At 70.2% G+C, this 23,478-nt stretch carries 19 protein-coding genes; 18 read left to right on the forward strand and 1 reads right to left on the reverse strand.

Features of this window, described 5'->3' with window-relative positions; all coding sequences use genetic code 11:
* Nucleotides 1–125 precede the first annotated feature (125 nt).
* From tsf to tilS, 17 genes are all read left to right on the forward strand, one after another.
* Nucleotides 126–995 (forward strand): translation elongation factor Ts, encoded by an 870-nt coding sequence (gene tsf, locus Q673_RS21070; RefSeq protein ID WP_023004609.1) that lies wholly within the window; start codon nucleotides 126–128, stop codon nucleotides 993–995.
* 106 nt (nucleotides 996–1,101) lie between these two features.
* A complete protein-coding gene (pyrH, locus tag Q673_RS21075; RefSeq protein ID WP_023004610.1) occupies nucleotides 1,102–1,863 on the forward strand; it encodes a UMP kinase in 762 nt (253 codons plus the stop codon).
* Nucleotides 1,864–1,867: 4 nt separating this feature from the next.
* Nucleotides 1,868–2,425, forward strand: coding sequence for a ribosome recycling factor (gene frr / locus Q673_RS21080; protein WP_023004611.1), 558 nt, complete (start codon nucleotides 1,868–1,870; stop codon nucleotides 2,423–2,425).
* A 61-nt stretch (nucleotides 2,426–2,486) separates the two neighbouring features.
* Nucleotides 2,487–3,269, forward strand: a complete 783-nt coding sequence (uppS, locus tag Q673_RS21085) for a polyprenyl diphosphate synthase (RefSeq protein WP_023004612.1) — start codon at nucleotides 2,487–2,489, stop codon at nucleotides 3,267–3,269.
* On the forward strand, nucleotides 3,262–4,062 hold the full coding sequence (locus Q673_RS21090) for a phosphatidate cytidylyltransferase (RefSeq protein ID WP_031217529.1): 801 nt from the start codon (nucleotides 3,262–3,264) through the stop codon (nucleotides 4,060–4,062). The genes uppS and Q673_RS21090 overlap by 8 nt, the downstream gene beginning before the upstream one ends.
* Nucleotides 4,063–5,262 (forward strand): 1-deoxy-D-xylulose-5-phosphate reductoisomerase, encoded by a 1,200-nt coding sequence (gene ispC, locus Q673_RS21095; RefSeq protein ID WP_023004614.1) that lies wholly within the window; start codon nucleotides 4,063–4,065, stop codon nucleotides 5,260–5,262.
* A gap of 42 nt (nucleotides 5,263–5,304) precedes the next feature.
* Nucleotides 5,305–6,663, forward strand: coding sequence for an RIP metalloprotease RseP (rseP, locus tag Q673_RS21100; RefSeq protein ID WP_023004615.1), 1,359 nt, complete (start codon nucleotides 5,305–5,307; stop codon nucleotides 6,661–6,663).
* 139 nt (nucleotides 6,664–6,802) lie between these two features.
* Nucleotides 6,803–9,145 carry an outer membrane protein assembly factor BamA gene (gene bamA, locus Q673_RS21105; RefSeq protein WP_023004616.1) on the forward strand — a complete coding sequence of 781 codons (2,343 nt, stop codon included), beginning with the start codon at nucleotides 6,803–6,805 and terminating at the stop codon, nucleotides 9,143–9,145.
* 64 nt (nucleotides 9,146–9,209) lie between these two features.
* Nucleotides 9,210–9,692 carry an OmpH family outer membrane protein gene (locus Q673_RS21110; RefSeq protein WP_023004617.1) on the forward strand — a complete coding sequence of 161 codons (483 nt, stop codon included), beginning with the start codon at nucleotides 9,210–9,212 and terminating at the stop codon, nucleotides 9,690–9,692.
* 17 nt (nucleotides 9,693–9,709) lie between these two features.
* Nucleotides 9,710–10,747, forward strand: a complete 1,038-nt coding sequence (gene lpxD, locus Q673_RS21115) for a UDP-3-O-(3-hydroxymyristoyl)glucosamine N-acyltransferase (RefSeq protein WP_023004618.1) — start codon at nucleotides 9,710–9,712, stop codon at nucleotides 10,745–10,747.
* A 98-nt stretch (nucleotides 10,748–10,845) separates the two neighbouring features.
* Nucleotides 10,846–11,289 (forward strand): 3-hydroxyacyl-ACP dehydratase FabZ, encoded by a 444-nt coding sequence (gene fabZ, locus Q673_RS21120; RefSeq protein ID WP_031217530.1) that lies wholly within the window; start codon nucleotides 10,846–10,848, stop codon nucleotides 11,287–11,289.
* Nucleotides 11,286–12,053 carry an acyl-ACP--UDP-N-acetylglucosamine O-acyltransferase gene (gene lpxA, locus Q673_RS21125; protein WP_023004620.1) on the forward strand — a complete coding sequence of 256 codons (768 nt, stop codon included), beginning with the start codon at nucleotides 11,286–11,288 and terminating at the stop codon, nucleotides 12,051–12,053. Before fabZ ends, lpxA begins: the two co-directional genes overlap by 4 nt.
* Before the next feature lie 8 nt (nucleotides 12,054–12,061).
* The gene (gene lpxB, locus Q673_RS21130) at nucleotides 12,062–13,252 is read left to right on the forward strand and encodes a lipid-A-disaccharide synthase (RefSeq protein WP_023004621.1); all 1,191 of its coding nucleotides are present in this window, start codon (nucleotides 12,062–12,064) and stop codon (nucleotides 13,250–13,252) included.
* Nucleotides 13,249–13,869, forward strand: coding sequence for a ribonuclease HII (rnhB, locus tag Q673_RS21135; protein WP_023004622.1), 621 nt, complete (start codon nucleotides 13,249–13,251; stop codon nucleotides 13,867–13,869). Before lpxB ends, rnhB begins: the two co-directional genes overlap by 4 nt.
* Before the next feature lie 202 nt (nucleotides 13,870–14,071).
* Nucleotides 14,072–17,584 (forward strand): DNA polymerase III subunit alpha, encoded by a 3,513-nt coding sequence (gene dnaE / locus Q673_RS21140; RefSeq protein WP_023004623.1) that lies wholly within the window; start codon nucleotides 14,072–14,074, stop codon nucleotides 17,582–17,584.
* A 380-nt stretch (nucleotides 17,585–17,964) separates the two neighbouring features.
* Nucleotides 17,965–18,918: an acetyl-CoA carboxylase carboxyl transferase subunit alpha gene (accA, locus tag Q673_RS21145; protein ID WP_023004624.1), complete on the forward strand. Its 954-nt coding sequence runs from the start codon at nucleotides 17,965–17,967 to the stop codon at nucleotides 18,916–18,918.
* Between the two features lie 4 nt (nucleotides 18,919–18,922).
* Nucleotides 18,923–20,200 (forward strand): tRNA lysidine(34) synthetase TilS, encoded by a 1,278-nt coding sequence (tilS, locus tag Q673_RS21150; protein ID WP_023004625.1) that lies wholly within the window; start codon nucleotides 18,923–18,925, stop codon nucleotides 20,198–20,200.
* Here the strand turns inward: tilS and ppx are convergent.
* Complete coding sequence (gene ppx / locus Q673_RS21155) at nucleotides 20,189–21,718, reverse strand: exopolyphosphatase (RefSeq protein ID WP_023004626.1); 1,530 nt, start codon at nucleotides 21,716–21,718, stop codon at nucleotides 20,189–20,191. The genes tilS and ppx overlap by 12 nt on opposite strands.
* 436 nt (nucleotides 21,719–22,154) lie before the next feature.
* On the opposite strand from ppx, the gene rho reads away from it, so the two are divergent.
* Nucleotides 22,155–23,414 carry a transcription termination factor Rho gene (rho, locus tag Q673_RS21160; protein WP_023004627.1) on the forward strand — a complete coding sequence of 420 codons (1,260 nt, stop codon included), beginning with the start codon at nucleotides 22,155–22,157 and terminating at the stop codon, nucleotides 23,412–23,414.
* Nucleotides 23,415–23,478 lie beyond the last annotated feature (64 nt).

Raw genomic sequence — 23,478 nt, forward strand, 5'->3', positions numbered from 1 at the left:
CTCGCCCGTCGGACGGTGCCGGTCGGCAGGAAGGGGGCCCAGGCCCCCTTTCGTCTCCGAATTCACCGGATCCTCTTCAGCGAGGGTCCGGGCCCACTTCCCGAGTTAAGTCAGAGGTAACACCCATGGCAGCTATAAGCGCCTCCCAGGTCAAGGAACTGCGCGAGCGTACCGGGCTCGGCATGATGGAGTGCAAGAAGGCCCTCACCGAGGCCGGCGGCGACATCGAGGTCGCCATCGAGAACCTGCGCAAGAACTCCGGCCTCAAGGCCGCCAAGAAGGCCGGTCGTACCGCCGCCGAGGGCACCGTCGTGACCCGTGTGGCCGAGGACGGCAGCGTCGGCGTGATGGTCGAGATCAACTCCGAGACCGACTTCGTCGCCCGTGACGATAACTTCAAGGCCTTCGCCGACAAGGTGGCCGACGCCTTCTTCGCCGCCAAGAGCGAGGACGTGGCCGCCGTGATGGAAGGCGATCTGGAAGCCGCCCGCGAGCAGCTGGTCCAGAAGATCGGCGAGAACATCGGCGTGCGTCGTAGCGTGGTGGTCGAGGCCGGCGACGGCAACCTGGTGGGCGAGTACGTCCACGGTGGCCGCATCGGCGTGCTGACCGTCCTCAAGGGCGGCACCGAGCAGGCCGCGCGCGACGTCGCCATGCACGTGGCCGCCATCAACCCGGCGGTGGCGCGTCCCGAGGACATGCCCCAGGACAAGCTGGACGCCGAGAAGGCGATCATCCTGGCCCAGCCCGACATGGCCGGCAAGCCCGAGAACATCGCCGAGAAGATGGTCCAGGGCCGCCTCAAGAAGTACCTGGCCGAGAACAGCCTGACCGAGCAGCCCTTCGTCAAGAACCCGGACCAGACCGTCGCCGAGTTCGTCAAGGACGCCGGCGGCGAGGTGGTCGGCTTCACTCGCTTCGAGGTGGGCGAGGGCATTGAGAAGGAAGAGGTCGACTTCGCCAAGGAAGTGATGGAACAGGCCAAGCGCAGCTGAGGTCGCAAGTTCCGCTAAGATGATGGCGTGCGCGCGAGCGCACGCCTTCGCGTATCCGGCCGGCCGATCCGGCCGCCATGCCACCGCCGATGCAGGAGATGATGCCATGTCCACGAGCGACCCCGTCGAGACCCCCGCCAAGCCCCGCTCCCAGAAGTCGAAGTACAAGCGGATCCTGCTCAAGCTCTCCGGCGAGGCGCTGACCGGCGACGCCGAGTTCGGCATCGACCCCAAGGTGCTGGATCGCATGGCGCTGGAGATCGGGCAGTTGGTGGGGATCGGGGTGCAGGTGGGCATCGTGGTCGGCGGCGGCAACCTGTTCCGGGGGGCGGCCCTGCACGAGGCCGGCATGGAGCGGGTCACTGGCGATCACATGGGGATGCTGGCCACGGTGATGAACGCCCTGGCCATGCGCGATGCACTCGAGCGCTCCAACATCCGCTCCCGGGTGATGTCGGCGATCCCCATGAGCGGCGTGGTGGAGCACTATGACCGCCGCACCGCCATCCGCTACCTCACCTCCGGCGACGTGGTGCTGTTCTCGGCCGGCACCGGCAACCCCTTCTTCACCACCGACTCCGCGGCCTGCCTGCGCGGCATCGAGATCGACGCCGACGTGGTGGTCAAGGCCACCAAGGTGGACGGGGTCTACGACAAGGACCCGGTCAAGCACCCGGATGCGGTGAAGTATGACCAGCTCAGCTACGACGACGCGCTGGACCAGAAGCTCGGCGTCATGGATTTGACCGCCATCTGCCTGGTGCGGGACCATGACATGCCGGTTCGCGTCTTCAACATGAACAAGCCCGGCGCCCTGCTCAACCTGGTGGTGGGCGGCGAGGAAGGCACGCTGATAGACAGAGGCTGATATCGTGATCAATGACATCAAGAAGGACGCAGAGAGCCGCATGAAGAAGAGCGTCGAGGCGCTCCACGGCAACCTGAACAAGATTCGTACCGGGCGGGCCCACTCCAGCATCCTGGACTCGGTCACCGTCGAGTACTACGGCAGCCAGGTCCCGCTGAACCAGGTGGCCAACATCAACGTCGAGGATGCCCGCACCCTCTCGATCGTGCCCTGGGAGCAGAGCATGGTGCCCAAGATCGAGAAGGCGATCATGACCTCCGACCTGGGGCTCAACCCCTCCACGGCCGGCAACAACATCCGTGTGCCGATGCCGATGCTCACCGAGGAGACCCGCAAGGGCTACATCAAGCAGGCGCGCCACGAGGCGGAGAACGCCCGGGTGGCGGTGCGCAATGTGCGCCGCGACGCCAACGGTGACATCAAGTCCCTGCTCAAGGAGAAGGAGATCACCGAGGACGAGCAGCGCCAGGGCGAGGAGGCGATCCAGAAGCTGACCGACACCTACATCGCCGAGATCGACAAGACCCTGGAGTCCAAGGAACGCGATCTGATGCAGATCTGAGGACCCTCGCCCGGCCCGCTCGCGGCCGGGCGGCGGCGAACCACCCCCGAAGCGAGACCCCATGACGTCACCGCTCCCCTCCGGCGCCGACAGCGGCGCCTCCGCCGCCGCCGCGGCCGGCCTGCCACGTCACGTGGCGATCATCATGGATGGCAACAACCGCTGGGCGAAGGCGCGGGGCCTCTCCGGCGTGCGTGGCCACCATGCCGGCGTCGAGGCGGTGCGCGCCACCATCCGCCGGGCCGCCGAACGCGGCATCCAGACCCTGACCTTGTTCGCCTTCTCCAGCGAGAACTGGAAGCGCCCACGGGCCGAGGTGAGCGCCCTGATGGAGCTGTTCCTGCTGGCGCTCAAGCGCGAGGTGAACAAGCTCCACGCCAACGGCATCCGCCTCACGGTGATCGGCGACCGCAGCGCCTTCTCCGAGGCGATCCAGGGCCATATCGCCCGGGCCGAGGCGAAGACCCGCGACAACACCCGCCTGCACCTGGTGGTCGCCGCCAACTACGGCGGCCAGTGGGACCTGGCCAGGGCGGCGCGCCGCCTGGGCGAGCGGGTCGCCGCCGGCGAGCTCGCCCCCGCGGCGATCGACGAGGCGGCGCTGGGCGGCGAGCTGAGCCTGGCCGGCGTGGCCCCGGTGGACCTGTGCATCCGCACCAGCGGGGAGCAGCGCATCTCCAACTTCGTGCTCTGGGAGCTGGCCTACGCCGAGCTCCACTTCACCCAGTGCCAGTGGCCCGACTTCGACGCCGACGCCTTCGATGCCGCCCTCGAGGACTTCCGGCGTCGCAAGCGGCGCTTCGGCATGACCGATGACCAGATCGACGAGGCCCAGGGTGCTTAGACAACGCATTATCACCGCAGCCTGGCTGGCCCCACTGATGCTGGCCGGCCTGTTCGGCCTCGACGGCGGCGCCTTCGCCCTGTTCACCGCGGTCGTCGTGCTGCTGGGCGGCTGGGAGTGGACCAACCTGGCCGGCATCGAGGGGCGTGGTCGACGCCTGGTGCTGGTCGCAGTGCTGGCCCTGGCCATGGCGCTGCTATGGGCCTCCGGCGCCGCCCTGGCCGCCTGGCCGCTGTGGCTGGGCCTGGCCGGGTGGGCGCTCAACCTCACCTGGGTCACCCACTATCCCGCCCGCACCGTGCAGTGGGCCGCCCCCGCCCGGCGCCTGGCCATGGGCCTGTGGGTGCTGCTGCCCGCCTGGGTCGGCCTCAACGTGCTGCGCGAGCTCGGCGGCCTGTGGCTGCTCTTCGTGCTGCTGCTGGTGTGGAGCGCCGACATCGGCGCCTACTTTGCCGGCCGCGCCTTCGGCCGTCACAAGCTGGCGCCGGCGGTGAGCCCCGGCAAGAGCTGGGAGGGGGTGGCCGGCGGCCTGGCCGCGACTCTGCTGCTGGCGCTGGTGGTGGCCGTGGCCCAGGGGCTGGGTGGCCGCGACGGCGCCCTGCTGGTGCTGACCACCCTGGCGGTGACCCTGGTCTCGGTGCTCGGCGACCTGCTCGAGAGCATGCTCAAGCGCCATCGCGGCATCAAGGACTCCAGCAACCTGCTGCCGGGCCACGGCGGGGTGCTCGATCGCATCGACAGCCTCACCGCGGCGCTACCGCTGTTCGCCCTGCTCGTGCCGGGGGTGCTCTAGATGCGTCAGGTTGATGCCGCGCGTCGCCAGGGGGTCACGGTGCTGGGGGCCACCGGCTCCATCGGTGGCAGCACCCTGGACGTGATCGCGCGTCACCCGGAGCGCTACCGGGTGCATGCCCTCACCGCCCACCGCTCCCGCGAGGCGCTGCTGGCGCTGTGCCACCGCCATCGCCCGGCGGTGGCGGTGCTCGAGCGCGAGGCCGATGCCGTCTGGCTACGCGAGCGGCTTGGCGAGGCCAACCTTCCCACCGAGGTGCGCACGGGCCCCGAGGCGCTGGTGGAGGTGGCCGAGGCCGCCGAGGCCGAGGTGGTGATGTCGGCCATCGTCGGCGCTGCCGGCCTGCTGCCGACGCTCGCCGCGGTGCGCGCCGGCAAGCGGGTGCTGCTGGCCAACAAGGAGGCCCTGGTGATGTCCGGGGCGCTGTTCATGGAGGCGGTGAGGCGCCACGGCGCCACCCTGCTGCCCATCGACTCCGAACATAATGCCATCTACCAGTGTCTACCCGTGGAGCATCGCGGCGGCCTGGCCCGCCACGGCGTGACCCAGCTGCTGCTGACCGCCTCCGGTGGCCCCTTCCGTGGCTGGTCCGCCGAGGCCCTGAGCGGCGTGACACCGACCCAGGCCTGCGCCCATCCCAACTGGAGCATGGGCCAGAAGATCTCGGTGGACAGCGCCACCCTGATGAACAAGGGGCTTGAGCTGATCGAGGCGTGCTGGCTGTTCGACGCCCGCCCCGACCAGGTCGAGGTGGTGGTGCACCCGCAGAGCGTGATCCACTCCATGGCCGCCTACAGCGACGGCTCGGTGATCGCCCAGCTCGGCAATCCCGACATGCGCACCCCCATCGCCTACGGGCTGGCGTGGCCCGAGCGGATCGAGGCGGGGGTCCAGGCGCTGGACCTCTTCCAGGTCGCCCGACTCGACTTCGAGCCACCCGACGAGGTTGCCTTCCCCTGCCTGCGCCTGGCCCGGGAGGCCATGGCGGCCGGGGGCACGGCGCCGGCGGTGCTCAATGCCGCCAACGAGGTGGCGGTGGCGGCCTTCCTGGCGGGGCGCCTGCCCTTCACCGGCATCGCCGAGCTGGTGGCGCGGGTGCGTGACGCCGAGCCGGTCGCCCCCGCCGACGAACTCGAGGCGATCCTCGAGGCGGATGCCCGGGCGCGGCGCGCCGCCGAGGCGTGCCTGGCGCGCCGCTGAGGCGCCGTCCCACCCCCAACCCTGAAGGCGGAGGAGAACACCGTGGGCCTGATCCAGAACATCCTGGCCGTGATCGTGGTGCTGGGCCTGTTGATCACCTTTCATGAGTTCGGCCACTTCTGGGTGGCGCGGCGCTGCGGGGTGAAGGTGCTGCGCTTCTCGGTGGGTTTCGGCACGCCGATCTGGTCGCGGGTGGACCGTCACGGCACCGAGTTCGCCATCGCCGCCATCCCCCTGGGCGGCTACGTCAAGATGCTCGACGAGCGCGAGGGCAGGGTGCCTGCCGACCAGCTCGATCACGCCTTCAACCGCAAGGGGGTGTGGCAGCGCATCGCCATCGTCGCCGCCGGTCCCGTGGCCAACTTCCTGCTCGCCCTGGTGGCATACTGGGCGCTGTTCGTGGCCGGCACCACCACGGTGGCGCCGGTGATCGGCGAGGTCGCCCCTGACTCCCCGGCCGCGCGCGGCGGCCTCGAGGCAGGCCACGAGATCACCGCGGTGCAGGGCGAGCGGGTGCGCTCCTGGGACGAGATCAACCTCAAGCTGGTGGCGGCCATCGGCGAGCAGCAGGCGCTCTCCATCGCCACCCGCGAGGACGCCGCCGCCGCGTCCCGCGAGCACCGGGTGCCGGTGACCGACTGGCTGGTGCGCCAGGAGCCGCCCCAGCCCCTGGCCACCCTGGGCGTGACTCCCTGGCGGCCGCCGATGCCGGCGGTGCTGGGGCAGGTGGCCCAGGGCGAGCCCGCCGCCGCCGCGGGGCTGGCCGCCGGCGACGAGATCCTCGCCGTGGACGGCGAGCCGGTGGCGGACTGGCGCCACTTCGTCGAGATCGTGCGCGCAAGCCCGGGCGAGACGCTGAGCCTCGAGGTGCGTCGCGCCGGCGAGACGCTCGGCCTCGAGGTGACGCCCCGTGAGAACACCCTCGAGGCGGGCGAGACCATCGGCTACATCGGCGCCGGCGTGGCCCCGGTGGCGTGGCCGGAGGAGCACCTCCGCGAGATCCGCTACGGCCCGGTGGCCGCGGTGGGCGAGGCGGTGTCGCGTACCGGCGAGATGATCGTGCTGACCCTCGACGCCGTGCGCAAGATGCTGGTGGGCCTGATCGCCCCCTCCAACCTCTCCGGACCGATCACCATCGCCCAGATCTCCGGCGACTCCGCCCGGGCGGGGCTGGAGAGCTTCGTCAGCTTCCTGGCCTACCTGTCGATCAGCCTCGGGGTGCTCAACCTGTTGCCGATCCCGGTCCTCGACGGTGGCCACCTGCTCTACTATGCCATGGAGGTGGTGCGCGGGCGCCCGGTCTCGGAGCGCACCCAGGCCATCGGGCTGCGCATCGGCCTGGCGCTGGTGGGGTCCCTGATGTTGATGGCGATCTACTTCGATCTGATGCGGCTCTGGTAGGGCAGGGCCCGGCCCCCCGAGCGACCGGCCATCTGTGAGAGCCCGGGCCTCGAGGGCCTCGCCTTGTCAGTTGGCCGTGCAAATGTATAAGGTGCCTGTCTGGACAGGTTTGGCAGATCAACGCGAGCGAATCGACTGCATGAAAATCAAGACCATCGGACTGGCGGCGCTGCTGCTTGCCGGGGCCGCGACGGCCCAGGCGGAACCTTTCGACGTTGCCGACATTCGCGTGGAGGGCCTGCAGCGCATCTCCCCCGCCTCCGTCTTCAACGCCTTTCCTGTCAGCGCCCGCGACCGCGTCGATGAGCGCGAGCTCGCCGAGGCCGCCCGCGAGCTCTTCGCCACCGGCCTGTTCGAGGATATCCGGCTGGCCCGCGAAGGCGATGTGCTGATCATCCAGGTGGTCGAACGCCCCACCATCACGCGCCTCAACATCACCGGCAACCAGCAGCTCGAAGGCGAGCAGCTGCGCCAGGGCCTGCGCGAGGCCGGCCTCGAGGAGGGCCAGGTGCTCGAGCTCTCCACCCTGGAGGAGATCGAGCGCGAGCTCGAGGGGGTCTACCAGTCCCAGGGGCGCTACAGCGCCAGCATCGACACCAGCGTGCGCGAGATCGACGAGGGGCGCGTCCAGGTCGATATCGACATCAACGAGGGCGCGGTCGCCAAGATCCGCCAGATCAACATCGTCGGTAACCGTGCCTTCGACGACGAGACCCTGCGCGAGGTGTTCGAGCTCAACGACCGTCCCGGACGGATCTTCGGCTGGTTCTCCCGCGACGAGTACTCCCGCGAGGCGCTGGCCGGCGACCTGGAACGGCTGCGCACCTTCTATCTCGACCGCGGCTACGTCAACTTCAACGTCGAGTCGACCCAGGTCTCCATCAGCCCCGACAAGTCTGAGATCTTCATCACCATCAACGTCGATGAGGGCACCGAGTATCGTCTCGGCGAGGTGCGCTTCGTCGGCGACCTGCCCATCGCCGAGCGCGAGGCGCGCGAGCTGCTCGAGGTCACCCCCGGCGAGACCTTCTCGCGCAGCGACGTCACCGCCTCCGCCGAGGCGCTTCGCTCGCGCCTGGGGGCCGACGGCTTCGCCTTCGCCAGCGTCGACGGCATCCCCGAACCGGCCGGCGGCGACACCGTCGACCTGGTGTTCCGGGTCGACCCCGGCCAGCGTGCCTATGTGCGGCGCATCGAGTTCGTCGGCAATACCACCACCATGGACGAGGTGCTGCGCCGCGAGATGACCCAGATGGAGGGCGCCCCGGCCTCCACCGAGGCGATCCGCCAGTCCCAGCAGCGCCTCGAGCGGCTGGGCTTCTTCAGCCAGGTCGAGGTGGAGACCCAGCCGGTGGCGGGGGCACCCGACCAGCTCGACGTCACCTACCGCGTCGAGGAGCAGCCCTCCGGCTCCATCTCCGCGAGCATCGGCTTCTCCCAGAGCGCCGGGGTGATCTACGGCGTGGGCCTCTCCCAGAGCAACTTCCTGGGCACCGGCAACCGCGTCAACATCGGCGCCCAGCGCAGCGACACCTTCACCAGCCTCAATTTCGGCTTCACCGATCCCTACTGGACCATGGACGGGATCTCCCGGGGCTATAACCTCTACTATCGCGAGTCCGACTACGAGGACTCCGACATCTCCACCTACTCCACCGACGCCTATGGCGCGGGGATCAACTTCGGCTACCCGATCAACGAGATCACCCGCCTCAATTTCGGCACCGCGGTGGAGGACCTCTCGATCAAGACCTACAACGACACCGCCCGGGAGATCACCCAGTACGTGGCCGACCAGGGCAGTGACGCCCAGTCGTTGAAGCTGACCGCCAGCTGGACCCGCAACAACCTCAACCGCGGCATCATGCCCACCGCCGGCAGCTACCAGCGTCTGTCGCTGGAGACCGCGGTGCCCGGCAGCGACGCCGAATACGCCAAGCTGCGCGCCCAGGCCCGCCAGCTCTTCCCGCTGGACGACAACCACGACTGGGCGCTGAAATTCGCCGGCGAGGTGGGCTATGCCGACACCCTGGGCGGCAGCGACCCCTATCCGTTCTACGAGAACTTCTACGCCGGGGGCCTTGGTTCGGTGCGCGGTTTCACCGGCAATACCCTGGGCCAGCCCACCACCCCGCCGGACGGTGTGACCCGCGACCGTACCCTGGGCGGCAACATCCTGGTGCAGGGCAGCGCCGAGCTGCTCTTCCCAACCCCCTTCATCGAGGACCAGCGCTCGGTGCAGACCGCGCTGTTCCTGGATGGCGGCAACACCTTCCTCTCCGACTGCTACGCCGTGCCGGAGGGCGTGACCTCCAACTGCAGCTCCGGGGTGGACTTCGGCGACCTGCGCTACAGCGTCGGCCTGGGACTCTCCTGGCTGACCCCGGTGGGGCCGCTGACCTTCAGCGTCGCCGAGCCGCTCAACGACGAGAGCGGCGACGATACCCAGTTCTTCCAGTTCTCCCTCGGCCAGACCTTCTGACCGGGGCCGGATTCCCACTCGCCATCCCGGGCCGCCGCGCGCGGCCCGCCACAGGAGTTCCGACATGCGCAAGCCGATCGCCGCCCTCTCCCTGCTTCTCCTCCTCGCCGCCGCCCTGCCGGCCATGGCCGACGAGGTCGCGGTGCTGGACTGGCGCCGTGCCCTGCTCGAGACCGATGCCGCCCAGCGCTCCATGAGCGACCTGGAGAGCCAGGTGGGCAGCCAGCAGCAGCAGGCCCAGGCCCTGGAGCAGGAGCTCAATGCGCTCCAGCAGCGGGCCGACAGCCTCTCCGAGAGCGAGCGCCAGGAGGCCAACCGCAAGGTGGCCGAGCTCAACCGCCTGATGGGCGAGATCATGCAGCAGCGCCAGTCCTCCGAGCAGGCCTTCCTGCAGCGCGCCGAGCCCAAGCTGCAGCAGGCCGTGGAGCAGATCATCGCCCGCCACAGCATCCAGGTGCTGGTGGAGCCCCAGGGCGTGCTGCATGCCGAGCGCGACCTGCAGAACGTCACCGCCGAGGTGACCGAGATCCTCAACTCCATGCTGTGAACGGGCAGGGTCCAGTGATGACGCGAAGCGCCTTACCCACCCTGACCCTCGGCGAGCTGGCCCGGCGCCTGGGGGCGCGCCTGGTCGGCGACGCCGAGCGCCCGGTGCGCGGCCTGGCGACCCTGCGCGAGGCCGGCCCCGACCAGGTCGCCTTCCTGGCCAATCGTGCCTATCTCAAGGAGCTGCCCGGCACCCGCGCCGCGGCGGTGCTGCTGCACCCCCAGCATGGCGAGGCGTGCCCGGTGGATCGCCTCGAGCTCGACAACCCCTACCTGGGCTATGCGGCGGCCTCGCGACTCTTCGACCCCCTGGCAGGGCGCGAGCCGGCCGGCATCCACCCCTCGGCGGTGGTCGACCCCTCCGCTACCCTGGGCGAGCGGGTCGAGGTGGGCGCCAACGCGGTGATCGAGGCGGGGGTTTCCCTGGGCGACGATGTGGTGGTCGGGCCCGGCTCGGTGGTCGGGGCCGACACCGTCATCGGGGAGGGCACGCGGCTGCACGCCAACGTCACCCTCTATCACGCGGTGGTGATCGGGGCGCGCTGCATCCTGCACAGCGGCTGCGTGATCGGCGCCGACGGCTTCGGCTTCGCCCATGACGGCAGCCGCTGGCACAAGATCGCCCAGCTCGGCGGGGTGGTGCTGGGCGACGACGTCGAGGTGGGCAGCGGCTCCAGCATCGACCGCGGTGCCCTGGGCGACACCCTGATCGGCGACGACGTCAAGATCGACAGCCAGGTGCAGATCGCCCATAACGTCCAGGTCGGCGACCACAGCGCCCTGGCGGGCTGCGTGGGCATCGCCGGCTCCACCCAGGTGGGGCGCCACTGCCTGCTGGGCGGCGGCGTGGGGCTGGCCGGCCACCTGACGATCTGCGACAGGGTGCAGGTCACCGGCATGAGCCTGGTGACCAACTCGATCCACGAGCCCGGGGTCTACTCCTCGGGCACCGGGGCCATGGCCAACGCCCAGTGGCGCAAGAATGCGGTGCGCTTCAAGCAGCTCGACGACATCGCCAAGCGCCTCGCCCGGCTCGAGAAGGGGCGTGACGCTTGAGGGCCCCGCGGGGGACGCTATAATCCCCCGCCTGACCGGCGCGGCCGGCTCGCGCCTGCCGATAGGGCGGGCATCCTGACTTTTCAGAGGTTGTGACGATGGTAATGGACATCAACGAGATCCGTGAGTATCTGCCCCACCGGTATCCCTTCCTGCTGGTGGACCGGGTCACCGAGCTTGCCCTCGGCGAGTCCATCGTCGCCTACAAGAATGTCAGCATCAACGAGCCCTTCTTCAATGGCCACTTTCCCCACCATCCCATCATGCCCGGGGTGCTGGTGATCGAGGCGCTGGCCCAGGCCTGCGGCATCCTCGGCTTCAAGACCGTCAACAAGCTGCCCGCCGACGGCTACGTCTACTACCTGGTGGGCAGCGACAACGTGCGCTTCAAGCGCCCCGTGATGCCCGGCGACCAGCTGCAGCTGCGCGCCGACGTGGTGCGCGAGAAGCGCGGCATCTGGAAGTTCGCCTGCAAGGCCAGCGTGGCCGGTGAGGTGGCCTGCGAGGCCGAGATCATCTGTGCCGAGAGGAAGGTCGCTTGATTCATCCCACCGCCCTCATCGACTCCGCCGCACGGCTGGCCGACGACGTCGAGGTCGGCCCCTTCACGGTGATCGGGCCCGACGTCGAGATCGGGCCCGGCTCACGCATCGGTCCCCATGTGGTGATCAAGGGGCCCACGGTGCTGGGGGCACGCACGCGCATCTTCCAGTTCGCCTCGGTGGGCGAGGACTGCCAGGACAAGAAGTACGGCGGCGAGCCGACTCGCCTGGTGATGGGCGACGACAACGTGGTGCGCGAGGGGGTCACCCTGCACCGCGGCACCGTCCAGGACCGCGGCGAGACCACCATCGGTTCGCGCAACCTCTTCATGGCCTATGTCCACGTCGGCCATGACTGCGTGATCGGCGATGACTGCATCCTGGCCAACCAGGTGACCCTGGCCGGCCATGTACGCCTGGGCGACTTCGCCATCCTCGGCGGGCTCTCCGCGGTGCACCAGTTCTGCCACTTCGGTACCCACGCCATGGCCGGCGGCGGCTCGATCATCACCAAGGACACTCCCGCCTACGTGATGATCAACGGCAACCCCGCCCAGGTGCACGGCCTGAACCTGGTGGGCCTCAAGCGTCGCGGCTTCTCCCGGGAGGCGCTCGGCGCCCTGGGCGAGGCCTACAAGCTGGTCTACCGCCAGGGGCTGACCACCGAACAGGCCCTGACCGAGATCCGTCGTCGCTTCTCGCTGGCCGAGACGGAGACCTTCGCCGCCTCCATCGAAGCCTCGACCCGCGGCATCATCCGCTGAGGCTACGCATGCGGCGCGTCTACCTGGTGGCCGGCGAGCTCTCCGGTGATCTCCTCGGCGCCGGCCTGATGCGCGCGCTCAAGGCGCGCCATCCCGGGGTCGAGTTCCGCGGCATCGGCGGTCCGCGCATGGTCCAGGAGGGCATCGACAGCCGCTTCCCCCTGGAGACCCTCTCGGTGATGGGCCTGGTGGAGGTGCTCCGCCACCTGCCGCGGCTGATTGGCGTGCGCCGCGCGCTCAAGCGCGACGCCCTGGCCTGGCGACCCGATATCGTCATCGGCATCGACGCCCCCGACTTCAACCTCGGCCTCGAGCGGCAGCTGCGCGAGGCGGGGCTGACCACCGCCCACTACGTCAGCCCCTCCGTGTGGGCCTGGCGCCAGGGGCGGGTCAAGGGCATCGCGCGGGCCGTGGATGCCATGCTCACCTTCCTGCCCTTCGAGGCGGCCTTCTACGCCCGCCACCGCGTGCCGGTGGCCTTCGTTGGCCACCCCCTGGCGGACGAGCTGCCCCTCGACAACGACCGTCGCGGCACCCGCGCCGCCCTGGGCCTGGCCGAGGACGCGCCGGTGCTCGCCGTGCTGCCCGGCTCCCGGGCCAGTGAGATCCGCTTCCTGGGTGAGACCTTCCTGGCTGCCGCGGAGCGGCTGTGCGCCGAGCGTCCCGGCCTCTCGGTCGTGATCCCTGCGGCCACCCCGGCACGGCGCGCCGAGCTCGAGGCGCTGCTCGCCGAGCGCCCCGGCCTGGCCGAACGTGTCACCCTGCTGGATGGCCAGGCCCGCGAGGCGATGGTGGCCTCCGATGCCGTGCTGCTCGCCTCCGGCACCGCGGCGCTGGAGGCGATGCTCTGCCACCGCGCCATGCTGGTGGCCTACCGCATGGCGCCGGCCACCCACTGGCTGGCCAGGCGACTGGTGAAGACCGAGTGGATCTCGCTGCCCAACCTGATCGCCCGGGAGACCCTGGTGCCGGAGCTGATCCAGGAGGCGGCGAGTCCCGCGGCGATCGCCCAGGGCCTCGGCGAGCTGCTCGACGACGGCGCGGGCCGGGCGGCCCTGGAGGCGCGCTTCGCCCGCATGCACGCGGGGTTGCAGCGCGACGCCAGCCGCCGGGCGGCGGAGGCCATCGAGGCCCTGGTTGCGGGGCGCCCGCTGCCGGCGAGCGTCGCCCCGGAGCGGGCCGAGGAGGGTGCGCCATGAGCCGGCGGCCGGCCCCGGCGCTGCCGCCGCTTACCATCGACTACGCCGGCGAGCGCCTGGCCGGGGTCGACGAGGTCGGCCGCGGCCCGCTGGTCGGCGCGGTGGTGGCCGCGGCGGTGATCCTCGACCCGGCGCGTCCCATCGCCGGGCTCACCGACTCCAAGGCGCTCACCGCCCGGCGCCGTGAGGCGCTGGACGCCGAGATCCGTCGCGACGCCCTGGCCTTCGCCGTGGCCGAGGCCTCCCCCGCCGAGGTGGACGAGCTCAACATCTACCACGCCACGCACCTGGCCATGCGCCGCGCCATCGATGCCCTCTCCCCGGCGGCCGAGTACCTGCTGGTGGACGGCAATCGCCTGCCCGGGCATCATGTGCCCGGCCAGGCGGTGGTCAAGGGCGACGCCCGCCACCCGGCCATCGCCGCGGCCTCGATACTCGCCAAGGTGGCCCGGGATGCCCAGATGCTGGCCCTCGACGCCCGCCATCCCGACTACGGCTTCGCCCGCCACAAGGGCTATCCGACCCGCGAGCACCTGGCCGCCCTGGCGCGCCTGGGGCCGCTGCCGGAGCACCGCCGCTCCTTCGGCCCGGTCAGGCGCCAGCTGGCGCTGTTCTGACGTTTCGCACCCCTCAGTCACGAGAGGCGCCGGGAGCAGGTCGCAGAGGAGGTCCTATGCCAGGGATGGCATCGGTAGCGCCCAGGGAGGGGTTCACAGCGCCTCCTCGTAGGCCTGCTCCCGGCAAAGCCTCGAGTTGACTGAATCGGAAATCACGGCCTGTTTCTTTGCCGACCATTTATCGCCAAGCCTCGAGCTCTCTATGACCACGCCCTTCGTCCATCTGCGCGTCCATACCGAATACTCCCTGGTCGATGGCCTGCTGCGCCTCAAGCCGCTGGTCAAGCAGGCGTCGGGGCTGGGCATGCCGGCGCTGGCCGTGACCGACGAGGCCAACCTCTTCGGCCTGGTCAAGTTCTACAAGGCGGCCCAGGGGGCCGGCCTCAAGCCGATCATCGGTGCCGACCTGTGGCTGACCAACCCCCACGACGAGGAGCACCCCTACCGGCTGACCCTGCTGGCCATGAACGAGACCGGCTATCGCCACCTCACCGAGCTGATCTCGCGTGGCTGGATGGAGGGGCAGCACCAGGGCCAGGCGTTGCTGGCGCGTGACTGGGTGCTGGCCAAGAGCGAGGGGCTGATCGCTCTCTCCGGCGGGCGCGAGGGCGAGGTCGGCCGCCACCTGCTGAGCGACCACCCCGACGAGGCACGCGCCCTGCTCGAGGAGTGGAACGCGGCCTTCCCGGGGCGCTTCTACCTAGAGCTGACCCGCACCGGCCGTGCCCAGGAGGAGGAGTGCCTGCACCTCTCGGTGGCCCTGGCCGCCGAGAGCGGCACCCCGGTGGTCGCCACCAACGACGTGCGCTTCCTCGAGAAGGAGGACTTCTGGGCCCACGAGACCCGGGTCGCCATCGGCGAGGGCAAGGCGCTGGACGACCCGCGCCGGGAGAAGCGCTACAGCGAGGAGCAGTACCTCAAGAGTCCCGAGGAGATGGCCGAGCTGTTCGCCGATGTGCCCGAGGCGCTCGAGAACAGCGTGATGATCGCCGCGCGCTGCTCGGTCGATGTGCGCCTGGGCGAGATCTTCCTGCCCGAGTTCGAGATCCCCGAGGGGATGACCCAGGACGAGTACTTCCGCAAGGTCTCCCACGACGGCCTCACCGAGCGCCTCGACTTCCTCTACCCAGCCGAGCAGTACCCCCGAGACGGCGCCGAGTATGCCGAGATCGACGCCCGCTACCGCAAGCGCCTGGACTTCGAGCTCGACATCATCATCCAGATGGGCTTCCCGGGCTACTTCCTGATCGTGATGGACTTCATCCAGTGGGCCAAGGACAACGACGTCCCGGTGGGTCCCGGACGCGGTTCCGGTGCCGGCTCCCTGGTGGCCTACGCCCAGAAGATCACCGACCTCGACCCCATTGGCTACGACCTGCTGTTCGAGCGCTTCCTCAACCCCGAGCGGGTCTCGATGCCCGACTTCGACGTCGACTTCTGCATGGAGAAGCGCGACCGGGTGATCGACTACGTGGCCGACCGTTACGGCCGCGACGCCGTCTCCCAGATCGTTACCTTCGGCACCATGGCCGCCAAGGCGGTGGTGCGCGACGTCGCCCGCGCCCAGGGTAAGCCCTACTCGCTGGGCGACAAGCTCTCCAAGCTGATCCCCTTCGAGGTGGGCATGACCCTCGGGAAGGCGCTGGAGGCCGAGCCGCAGCTGGCCGACTTCCTGGAGGCCGACGAGGAGGCCGCCGAGATCTGGGAGATGGCGGTCAAGCTCGAGGGCATCACACGGGGGACCGGCAAGCACGCCGGCGGCGTGGTGATCGCGCCGACCCGGCTCACCGACTTTTCGCCGCTGCTCTGCGACGAGGACGGCTCGGGGCTGGTGGTGCAGTTCGACAAGAACGACATCGAGGACGCCGGGCTGGTCAAGTTCGACTTCCTCGGCCTGCGCACCCTGACCATCATCGACTGGGCACTGGAGATGGTCGACAAGGTGCGCGCCGCCGGTGGCGAGGGGCCGCTGGACATCGACAGCATCCCGCTGGACGACGCGCCCACCTTCGAGATGCTCAAGCGCGCCGAGACCACCGCGGTGTTCCAGCTCGAGTCCCGGGGCATGAAGGAGCTGATCAAGCGCCTGCTGCCCGACTCGCTGGAGGACATGATCGCCCTGGTGGCGCTGTTCCGCCCGGGCCCCCTGCAGTCGGGCATGGTCGACGACTTCATCAACCGCAAGCACGGTCGCGCCGAGGTCTCCTACCCCCACCCGGACTACCAGCACGAGCTGCTGAAACCGGTGCTTTCGCCCACCTACGGCATCATCCTCTACCAGGAGCAGGTGATGCAGATCGCCCAGGTGATGGCCGGCTACAGCCTGGGCCAGGCCGACCTGCTGCGCCGCGCCATGGGCAAGAAGAAGCCCGAGGAGATGGCCAAGCAGCGCGCCGGCTTCCTGGAGGGCTGCGCGGCCAACGGCATCGATGCCGACCTCGCCGGCAACATCTTCGACCTGGTGGAGAAGTTCGCCGGCTACGGCTTCAACAAGTCGCACTCGGCGGCCTATGCCCTGGTCTCCTACCAGACCGCCTGGCTCAAGGCCCATTACCCGGGCCCCTTCATGGCGGCGGTGATGTCCACCGAGATGGACAACCTCGACAAGGTGGTGCCGCTGATCGAGGAGTGCCGCAACCTCGGGCTGACCGTGACCCCGCCGGACGTCAACGTCGGCGGCTACAAGTTCAGCGTCGACGACGAGGGGCGCGTGATCTACGGCCTGGGGGCGATCCGCGGCGTCGGCGAGGGGCCCATCGGCGCCATCGTCGAGGCGCGCCAGGCGGAGGGGCCCTTCGCCGACCTGTTCGACTTCTGCCGCCGCGTCGACCCCAAGCGCATGAACAAGCGCACCCTGGAGGCGCTGATCCGTTCCGGGGCCCTGGACACCCTGGGCCCTAACCGGGCGGTGCTCACCGCCGCCCTGGACGATGCCCTCAAGGCCGCCGCCCAGAGCCAGACCAACCAGAACCTGGGCATGATGGACATGTTCGGCGAGGCCTTCGTCGCCCCGGAGGAGGGAGCCGGCGACGCCGACGCCTATGCCGACTACCGCCGGGTGCGGGAGTGGAGCGACAAGGAGCGCCTGGCCGGCGAGAAGGAGACCCTGGGCCTCTACCTCACCGGCCACCCCATCGACGAGTACGAGAAGGAGCTTGAGCGCTTCGTCTCCACCCGCATCGGCGACCTCAAGCCCTCCCGCGAGCCCCAGCGGGTCGCCGGCCTGGTGGTGGGGATGCGCACCATGAAGTCCAAGCGCGGCGACACCATGGCCTTCCTGACCCTGGACGACCGCACCGGGCGCATCGAGGCGTCGCTGTTCGGCGAGCTCTTCGACCAGATGCGCGGCCAGCTGGAGGCCGACCAGGTGCTGATCGTCGAAGGCGAGGTCTCCACCGACGACTACTCCGGCGGGCTGCGTCTGCGCGGCAAGGAGGTCACCCCCATGGTGGCGGCGCGCACCCGCTACGGCCAGGCGGTGGAGCTCTCCCTGGACGGCGCCGCGGTCAACGGCCGTCTGGTGGACTCGCTGCGCGCGAGCCTCGGCCCGCACCGCGACGCCCAGGGCCTGCCGGTACGCCTGCGCTACCGCAACGCCGAGGCCACCGGCTGGCTGGAGCTGGCCGAGGAGTGGCGGGTGGCGCCCACCGACGAGCTGCTGACCGGGCTGCGCGAGGTGCAGGGCCAGGACGGGGTACGGCTGAAGTACCGCTGAGCAGGACCCCATGCAAGTGGCAATATCGCTCAAGGCTTACCCGGGGACAGGCCTGTTCGGGGGCGCTGTGAACCCCTCCCTGGGCGCTACCGACGCCCTGCTTCGCTCTCGCGTCCTGCTACGCTTGCAGGGCCGGTGCTGGCCATCCATGGCCAGCCCGTTCGGAGGAATCCTCCTCACCCCTGGCGTAGGACCCCCTCCAGGCCTGTCCCCGGCGCCTTTCGCTGACGTCGTGCAGCGGGCGGGGATTGCCCCGTAGCACCAGGTGCGCCGCCTTGCGTGGCGCGTTGAGGGTGCGATAATGCGAGCCACTTTCCCTTTTCGACGCGCCGGCCGCATCCCCAGCGGTGGCCGGTGGAACACCACAAGGCACCCGGCCAATGAATCCCAACTATCTCGACTTCGAACAGCCCATCGCCGAGCTCCAGGCCAAGATCGAGGAGCTGCGCCTGGTCGGCAACGACAGCCAGGTCAACCTCAGCGAGGAGATCGAGCGCCTCGAGGAGAAGAGCCGCAAGCTTACCGAGTCGATCTTCAAGGACCTCTCGCCCTGGCAGGTCTCGCAGCTCTCGCGCCACCCCCAGCGTCCCTACACCCTGGACTACCTGGCGCATGTCTTCACCGATTTCGACGAGTTCCACGGCGACCGTCGCTTCGCCGATGACGCCGCCATCGTCGGCGGCGTGGCACGCCTCGACGACCGCCCGGTGATGGTGATCGGCCACCAGAAGGGGCGCGACGTGCACGAGAAGGTGCGGCGCAACTTCGGCATGCCGCGTCCCGAGGGCTACCGCAAGGCGTGCCGCCTGATGGAGATGGCCGAGCGCTTCCGCATGCCGGTGCTCACCTTCATCGACACCCCGGGGGCCTATCCCGGCATCGATGCCGAGGAGCGCGGCCAGTCCGAGGCGATCGCCTGGAACCTCGGCGTGATGTCACGGCTGCGCACCCCGATCATCGCCACCGTGGTGGGTGAGGGCGGCTCCGGCGGGGCCCTGGCGATCGGCGTGTGCGATGAGCTCGCCATGCTGCAGTACTCCACCTACTCGGTGATCTCGCCGGAGGGCTGCGCCTCCATCCTCTGGAAGAGCGCCGAGAAGGCCGCCGACGCCGCCCAGGCCATGGGCATCACCGCCGAGCGCCTCAAGGAGCTGGGGCTGGTCGATACCCTGATCCCCGAGCCGCTGGGCGGGGCCCACCGTCAGCCGGTACAGACCGCCGAGCGGGTCAAGGGCGCCCTGCTGGCCAGCCTCGACCGCCTCGACGTGATGGACACCGAGGCGCTGCTGGAGCGTCGCTACCAGAAGCTGATGAGCTACGGCGCCCCTGCCTGACGGGATGGCGCTCCCCCTCCAGTCCCTGATCGACGACGCCCTGGCACAGACCCCGCCGGGGCGTCGCGTCTGGGTCGCCCTCTCCGGCGGCCTCGACTCCTGCCTGCTGCTGACCCTGGCCGCCGCGGCGGCCCGTCGCCACCCTCGCCCGCTGCGGGCCCTCCACGTGCACCATGGCCTCCAGGAGGCCGCCGACGGCTTCGAGCGCCACTGCCGCGCCCTCTGTGAGCGACTGGGTGTGGGGCTCGACGTCGAGCGCGTGCGGGTCGATGCTGCCAGCGGCCAGGGGCTGGAGGGCGCCGCCCGTGAGGCCCGCTACGCCGCCTTCGCGCGGCGGGTGGGGGAGGGCGAGACCCTGTGGCTGGCCCAGCACCGCGACGATCAGGCCGAGACCTTCCTGCTCGCCGCCCTGCGCGGCAGCGGTCCGCGGGGGCTCGGCGCCATGCCGCCGCGGCGCCTCTGGCGGGGGCGGCGCCTCGAGCGACCGCTGCTGGACCGTTCCCGGGCCGAGCTGGCCGCGGCCGCGCGCTGCCTCGGCGTCGCCTGGGTGGAGGATCCCACCAACGCCGCGCCCGACCCGGATCGCAACTACCTGCGCCATGCCGTGCTGCCGCGCCTCGGCGAGCGCTGGCCCCATGCCGCCGCGTCGCTGGCGCGCAGCGCGACGCTCGCCGCCGAGGCGGACGGGCTGCTGGCGGAGCTCGCCGAGCTCGATCTGGCGCGCCTCGGCGGTGATCCGGCGCGCCTGCCCCTGGCCGGGCTGGCGGAGCTCTCTCCCGCCCGGCGGCGGCTGCTGGTGCGCCACGCCTGCGCGGTCCTGGGCCTGCCGTTGCCGCCGGCACGGCGCCTCGAGAGCCTGCTGGCCCAGCAGGCGGCGCGCCCCGACGCCGCTCCGCGGGTGGCCTGGCCCGGGGCCGAGGGGCGGCGCTGGCGGGGGCATCTCTACCTGATGGCGCCGCCCCCGGCGCTGCCATCCGCCTGGGCCTGCGACTGGGACGGCCGTACGCCGCTCGCCACGCCGCTGGGGCGCTGCGCGGTGGCACTCGGGGGGGCGGCGGCAGGGGAGGCGCCGCTGCGGGTGGTACCACGCCGCGGCGGCGAGCGGCTGCGCCTGGCCGGGCGCGGCGGTCGCGACCTCAGGCGGCTGCTGCAGGAGCTCGCGGTGCCGCCCTGGGTCCGCGAGCGGCTGGTGGTGGTGTGGGCTAGCGAGGCGCCGGTGGCCGTGCTCGATCCCCTGGCTGGCCGCTGGCTGCTGCTCGCCGAGGGCTGGTCAGCGGCGTGACAGGATGAGATCGAACCCGGCGGCCTTCAGGTAGGCGGCCTCCTGCTCCAGGTCGTTGAGCAGCAGGGCGGGGTCCTCGCCCTCGCCGAGGTCCAGGGTGAGGGTGTCGCCCGCGGCGGAGAGGCGTGGGGCCGCGGGCGGCTGTTCGGGGCGCGAGTGGTTGAGGATCACCGCCAGGCGCAGCAGGCGAGCCAGCCGGGCGTGGGAGACGCGGTCGGGGGTGGGCAGCGCCTGCCACTCCTTGAGCGGGAACTTGCGGCGGTGGGCGCGTACCAGGAAGGCCAGCAGGCGCTGCTCGGGGCGCGAGAAGCCCGGCAGGTCGGAGTGCTCCAGCAGGTAGGCGCCGTGGCGATGGAACTGGCTGTGGGAGATGGCCAGGCCAATCTCGTGCAGCCGCGCCGCCCAGCCCAGGAAGCGCACCTGGGTCTCGTTGAGGCCCCACGCCTCGCGGACCTGGGCGGCCAGCGCCAGCGCCGTGGCGGCGACGTTGTCGGCCTGGCGCGGGTCCACCTGGTAGCCGCGGCTGAGGTTCTCCAGGGTCTTGAGGCGGCTGTCCTCGGCGCCGTTGCGCCCCACCAGGTCGTAGAGCACCCCCTCGCGCAGGGCGCCGTCGGCGTAGCGCATGCGCTCCAGGTCGAAGGCCTCGAAGATGGCGCCGAGGATCGCCATGCCGGCGGGGAACACCCGCGCTCGGTCGGGCTTGAGCCCCTCCATCGCGACCTTGTCCAGCTTCTTGCACTTGATCAGCCGGCGGCGCAGCTCGGCCAGCCCCTCGCGGGTGATCACCCCCTCCGGGGCGTCGCCGCTGGCGGCCAGCACCGCCGCGGCGGCCTTGATGGTGCCGCTGGAACCCACCGGGTCGCGCCAGCCAAGTTCCCGATAGGGGCGGCGGATGTTGGCCAGCTCCGAGAGAGCGGCGAGCTCGGCCCGGCGCATGCGCTTCTCGCTGATCTCGCCGTCCGCGAAGAAGCGCCGGCTGAAGGAGACGCAACCCATGCGCAGGCTCTCCAGCGCCAGGGGTTCGAAGCGTTCGCCGATGATGAACTCGGTGGAGCCGCCGCCGATGTCGACGATCAGCCGCCGTCCCTGCTCGGCCAGGGCGTGGGCCGCCCCCAGGTAGATCAGGCGCGCCTCCTCGCGGCCGGCGATGATCTCGATGCGGTGGCCCAGCTCCGCCTCGGCGCGCTCGATGAAGGCCTCGCTGTTGGCCGCCTCGCGCAGGGCGTTGGTACCCACCACCCGCAGGTGGTCGGGGGTGACGCCCTCGAGGAAGGGGGCGAAGCGCGCCAGGCAGCCCAGCGCACGCTCCATGGTGGCGTCGTCCAGGCAACCCTCGTCGTCGAGGCCGGCGGCGAGCTGCACCTTCTCGCCCAGGCGGGCGACCACCTGCAGGCGGTCCTCCTGGTAGTTGGCCACCAGCAGGTGGAAGCTGTTGGAGCCAAGGTCGATGGCGGCGAGGCGGCGCGGGTCGCTGGCGCCCTCCTGGCGGGGGATGGCCGGGTCCGGTGGCGGGGTCATGGGGCTTCCTTCGGCGAGTCTGGAAAAAGGGTGCGGGCAAGGCGCGGCGCTGTCAATCGCCGGTCGCGCCGGGGCTTGCGTTCCCAGGCGCGCTTGTCTAGTATCGAGGCGTTCGCCTTTTCCTGATTTCCCCGACCGATCCGGCGATCCCGTCTCGGTCAACTCCAAGTCGTCAGACAGCCCACTGCATCAGCCCGCGTTCCCGGCCTTGCGGCTCCGAACCGCTGATCAGGCGAATCGAACCTGCTTCCTCGCTCACGCCATCGGCCCGGCCACCCCTCGTGCGGTCGCCCGCCCATGGCCACACGCCGCGCCACGACGAGGCTAGCCTGTCTGGGCTCTGAACGCATCACAGGGCGTCATCGTCTCGCCTCCTGTCGCTTTCCTCATGGCGCACCGCCGCCCGGCTTCCCAAGAGCAACGTCTGAACACACCGATGAACCTTACCGAACTCAAGCAAAAGCCCGTGCCGGACCTGCTGGAGATCGCCCGCGAGATGGGCATCGACAACCTGGCCCGTTCGCGCAAGCAGGACATCATCTTCGCCATCCTCAAGAAGCACGCCAAGAGCGGTGAGCCGATCTACGGCGACGGCGTGCTGGAGATCCTGCAGGACGGCTTCGGCTTCCTGCGCAGTGCCGACAGTTCCTACCTGGCCGGGCCCGACGACATCTACGTCTCGCCGTCCCAGATCCGGCGCTTCAACCTGCGCAAGGGCGACTCCATCTCCGGCAAGATCCGCCCCCCCAAGGAGGGCGAGCGCTACTTCGCGCTGCTCAAGGTCAGCCAGATCAACTTCGATCGGCCGGAGAACGCCAAGAGCAAGATCCTGTTCGAGAACCTCACGCCGCTGTTCCCCCAGGAGCGGCTGCGCATGGAGATCGGCAATGGCTCCACCGAGGACCTGACGGCGCGGATCATCGACCTGGTGGCGCCCATCGGCAAGGGCCAGCGCGGCCTGCTGGTCTCCCCGCCCAAGGCGGGCAAGACCCTGATGCTGCAGAACATCGCCACCTCGATCACCCGCAACAACCCCGAGTGCCACCTGATCGTGCTGCTGATCGACGAGCGCCCCGAGGAGGTGACCGAGATGTCACGCACGGTGCGCGGCGAGGTGGTGGCCTCGACCTTCGACGAGCCGCCGGCCCGCCACGTGCAGGTCGCCGAGATGGTGATCGAGAAGGCCAAGCGCCTGGTCGAGCACAAGAAGGACGTGGTGATCCTGCTCGACTCCATCACCCGCCTGGCGCGCGCCTACAACACCGTGGTGCCGAGCTCCGGCAAGGTGCTCACCGGTGGCGTCGATGCCCACGCCCTGGAGAAGCCCAAGCGTTTCTTCGGTGCGGCGCGCAACATCGAGGAGGGCGGCAGCCTGACCATCATCGCCACGGCGCTGGTGGACACCGGCTCCAAGATGGACGAGGTGATCTTCGAGGAGTTCAAGGGCACCGGCAACATGGAGGCGCACCTCGACCGCAAGCTGGCCGAGCGCCGCGTCTACCCGGCGATCAACATCCGCCGCTCCGGCACCCGCCGCGAGGACCTGATCGCCTCCGAGGACGAGATGCAGCGCATGTGGATCCTGCGCAAGCTGCTCAACCCCATGGAGGACACCGCGGCCACCGAGTTCCTGATCGACCGCCTCAAGGATACCAAGACGAATATCGAGTTCTTCGAGGCCATGAAACGGCGTTGATCCTGGCCTGCTTCGCTTGTATCACCTTCGCTCGTGACGGCCAGCCTTCAACGCCTTCGCCTTG

The sequence above is a fragment of the Halomonas sp. PBN3 genome, from assembly GCF_000475415.1.
GTDB classification, from domain to species: Bacteria; Pseudomonadota; Gammaproteobacteria; order Pseudomonadales; family Halomonadaceae; genus Halomonas; species Halomonas shengliensis.

What these genes read in the sequence shown, in the direction of transcription:
- rnhB (WP_023004622.1), top strand. Translation starts at nt 13,249, where the DNA reads ATGAGCCGGCGGCCGGCCCCGGCGCTGCCGCCGCTTACCATCGACTAC.
- uppS (WP_023004612.1), top strand. Translation starts at nt 2,487, where the DNA reads ATGACGTCACCGCTCCCCTCCGGCGCCGACAGCGGCGCCTCCGCCGCC.
- pyrH (WP_023004610.1), top strand. Translation starts at nt 1,102, where the DNA reads ATGTCCACGAGCGACCCCGTCGAGACCCCCGCCAAGCCCCGCTCCCAG.
- dnaE (WP_023004623.1), top strand. Translation starts at nt 14,072, where the DNA reads ATGACCACGCCCTTCGTCCATCTGCGCGTCCATACCGAATACTCCCTG.
- tsf (WP_023004609.1), top strand. Translation starts at nt 126, where the DNA reads ATGGCAGCTATAAGCGCCTCCCAGGTCAAGGAACTGCGCGAGCGTACC.
- lpxD (WP_023004618.1), top strand. Translation starts at nt 9,710, where the DNA reads ATGACGCGAAGCGCCTTACCCACCCTGACCCTCGGCGAGCTGGCCCGG.
- ppx (WP_023004626.1), bottom strand. Translation starts at nt 21,718, where the DNA reads ATGACCCCGCCACCGGACCCGGCCATCCCCCGCCAGGAGGGCGCCAGC.
- ispC (WP_023004614.1), top strand. Translation starts at nt 4,063, where the DNA reads ATGCGTCAGGTTGATGCCGCGCGTCGCCAGGGGGTCACGGTGCTGGGG.
- lpxB (WP_023004621.1), top strand. Translation starts at nt 12,062, where the DNA reads ATGCGGCGCGTCTACCTGGTGGCCGGCGAGCTCTCCGGTGATCTCCTC.
- bamA (WP_023004616.1), top strand. Translation starts at nt 6,803, where the DNA reads ATGAAAATCAAGACCATCGGACTGGCGGCGCTGCTGCTTGCCGGGGCC.
- fabZ (WP_031217530.1), top strand. Translation starts at nt 10,846, where the DNA reads ATGGTAATGGACATCAACGAGATCCGTGAGTATCTGCCCCACCGGTAT.
- rho (WP_023004627.1), top strand. Translation starts at nt 22,155, where the DNA reads ATGAACCTTACCGAACTCAAGCAAAAGCCCGTGCCGGACCTGCTGGAG.
- tilS (WP_023004625.1), top strand. Translation starts at nt 18,923, where the DNA reads ATGGCGCTCCCCCTCCAGTCCCTGATCGACGACGCCCTGGCACAGACC.
- accA (WP_023004624.1), top strand. Translation starts at nt 17,965, where the DNA reads ATGAATCCCAACTATCTCGACTTCGAACAGCCCATCGCCGAGCTCCAG.
- Q673_RS21110 (WP_023004617.1), top strand. Translation starts at nt 9,210, where the DNA reads ATGCGCAAGCCGATCGCCGCCCTCTCCCTGCTTCTCCTCCTCGCCGCC.